At 61.6% G+C, this 2,595-nt stretch carries 2 protein-coding genes; both read right to left on the bottom strand.

Features of this window, described 5'->3' with window-relative positions; translation table 11 throughout:
* Window positions 1–85: 85 nt before the first annotated feature.
* Window positions 86–1,387 (bottom strand): NAD(P)/FAD-dependent oxidoreductase, encoded by a 1,302-nt coding sequence (locus ACW9HW_RS29780; protein WP_457402910.1) that lies wholly within the window; start codon window positions 1,385–1,387, stop codon window positions 86–88.
* Window positions 1,384–2,472 carry a polyamine ABC transporter substrate-binding protein gene (locus ACW9HW_RS29775; protein ID WP_457402908.1) on the bottom strand — a complete coding sequence of 363 codons (1,089 nt, stop codon included), beginning with the start codon at window positions 2,470–2,472 and terminating at the stop codon, window positions 1,384–1,386. Before ACW9HW_RS29775 ends, ACW9HW_RS29780 begins: the two co-directional genes overlap by 4 nt.
* Between the last annotated feature and the right edge of the window lie 123 nt (window positions 2,473–2,595).

The following is a 2,595-nucleotide window of genomic DNA, read 5'->3' as shown; positions in this document are numbered from 1 at the left end:
GGCGGTGTGTCAGGCAATGGATTTGCCGCGGTATAAACCGTCTTCGCGAGCAGGCTCGCTCCCACAGGAGGAACGATCTGATTTTTCAGCCAAGCACTTCGCGCATGCGGTACCAGAGCATGCCGAGGGCCAGGAGTGGCGAGCGCAGGGCGCGGCCGCCGGGGAAGGTCATGTGCGGCACGGCGCTGAACACGTCGAAACCCTGGCTGTGTCCGGCATGGATCGCTTCGCCCAGCAACTTTGCGCACCAGTGCGTCACGTTCAGGCCATGGCCGGAATAGCCTTGGGCGTAGAACACGTTGGGGTGCTGGCCCAGGCGGCCGACCTGCGGGAAACGATTGGCGGTGATGCCGATCTTGCCGCCCCATTGATAGTCGATGCGCACAGCGGCCAGTTGCGGGAATACCTTGAGCATCTGCGGGCGCATATACGCGGCGATGTCCCGTGGATCGCGTCCGGAATAATGGCAGGCACCACCGAACAGCAGGCGCCGGTCCGCCGAGAGTCGGTAGTAATCCAGGCCGACTTTCTGGTCGCACAGCGCCAGGTTATGCGGGATCAACTGCGCAGCGAGCTCCAGCGACAAGGGTTCAGTGGCGATGATGTAGCTGCCCGCCGGCAGCACCTTGCCGCTGAGTTTCGGTTCGAGTTCTTCCAGGTGCGCATTACAGCCCAGGACCAGGCTGCCGGCGCGTACCGTGCCTGCGGTGCAGCGCACCTGCACCGTGCTGCCATGGACCAGTTCCAGCACCGGGCTCTGCTCGAAAATCCGCACACCCAGGGATTGCGCGAGCTGCGCTTCGCCGAGTACCAGGTTCAATGGGTGCAAATGACCCGAGCCCATGTCGATTAATCCACCCGCATACAGGTCCGAGTTCACGACCTGCTGGCTGATCTGCCCGGGTTCGACCAAACGGGTTTCGTGGGCATAACCCGACTTGATCAGCTGCGCGTGTTCGGCCTTCAGCCCGGCGTATTGCGCCGGGGTGTTGGCCAGTTCGCAGAAGCCCCAGCGCAAGTCGCAATCAATGTTGTTTTCACGGATGCGTCGGCCCACCAACTCCACTGACTCGACCCCCGCGCGCTCCATATAGCGCACGCCTTCGGCGCCGACATAGCGGGCAAATCCGCTGACGTCATGGCCGATGCCGCGAATCAGTTGCCCGCCGTTACGCCCGCTGGCCCCCCAGCCGATCCGCCGGGCCTCGAGCAGGATCACCGAGAGCCCGCGCTGGGCCAGTTCGATCGCGGTGTTGACGCCGGTAAAACCTCCGCCGATCACGCAGACATCGGCCACCAGGTCTTCGGTCAGGGTCGGGAAGGGCGCCAGGGCATGGGCCGATGCAGCGTAGTAAGAGTGGGTATGTTCCTGGGTGTACTGGTTCATTGGTTGGACTTCACTTTGCTCCAGGAACGGGTCATCAGACGCATGATCGACTGCGGCGGCGTCGTCGAGATGTAGAGCTTGTCGAGGACTTCCTGGGACGGGTAAACCTCGGGGTTGTTGACCAGCTCAGCGTCCATGTACTGCTTGGCGGCGGGATTCGGATTGGCGTAGCCCACCGAGGCACTGACCTTGGCGATCACTTGCGGGTCGAGCAGATAATTGATGAACGCGTGGGCCTCTTTCGGGTTGCCGGCGTCGGCGGGAATGGCCACCAGGTCGAACCACAGGTTGCTGCCTTCCTTGGGAATCGCGTAGGCGATGTTCACGTTGTTCTTGGCTTCCTTGGCCCGATTGGCGGCCTGGAACACATCCCCCGAGTAACCGAACGCGACGCAGATGTCGCCGTTGGCCAGGTCCGAGACGTACTTGGAGGAGTGGAAGTAGGTGACGTACGGACGGATGCTCAGCAGCTTGGCTTCGGCCTTTTTGAAGTCCTCGGGGTTTTCGCTGCGTGGGTCCATGCCCATGTAGTTGAGTACCGCCGGGAACACTTCATCCGCCGAGTCCATGATCGACACGCCGCACTGGCTGAGTTTCTTGATGTTTTGCGGTTCGAACAGCACCGCCCAGGAATCGATGTGGTCGATGCCCAGCACTTGCTTGACCTTGTCGACGTTGTAGCCGATGCCGTTGGTGCCCCACAGGTAGGGCACCGAGTGCTCGTTGCCCGGATCGTTTTTCTCCAGCAACGCCAACAGTTTCGGATCGAGGTTCTTGAAATTCGGCAGCTGTGCGCGGTCCAGTTTCAGGAACGCGCCGGCTTTTACCTGGCGGGCCAGGAAGTGGTTGGACGGCACCACCACGTCGTACCCGGTACGCCCGGCGAGCAGTTTGCCTTCCAGGGTTTCGTTGGAATCGAAGACGTCGTAGATCACCTTGATCCCGGTCTTGGCCTGAAAGTCGGCGAGGGTGGTTTCGCCGATGTAATCGGTCCAGTTGTAGACACTGACCTGTGGCTGCGCCTGGGCAACGGCGCTGCACAGGGCTGCCAGCGCGAGCGGGACCATGGATTTCAATAGACGCATATCGACACCTTTTTGGATTTGTTGAGATTTTCTGGTGTTCGCTTTCCCTGTGGGAGCGGGGGTGCCCGCGAGGAGGGAGGCAAGGTCCACCCCCCCCTTTGTCGTTAGACCACCACCACAGGC

The sequence above is a fragment of the Pseudomonas sp. SDO5532_S415 genome (assembly GCF_054071155.1).
Note: the sequence above shows the minus strand (reverse complement) of the source record. Positions and strands in the feature narration are given on the sequence as shown.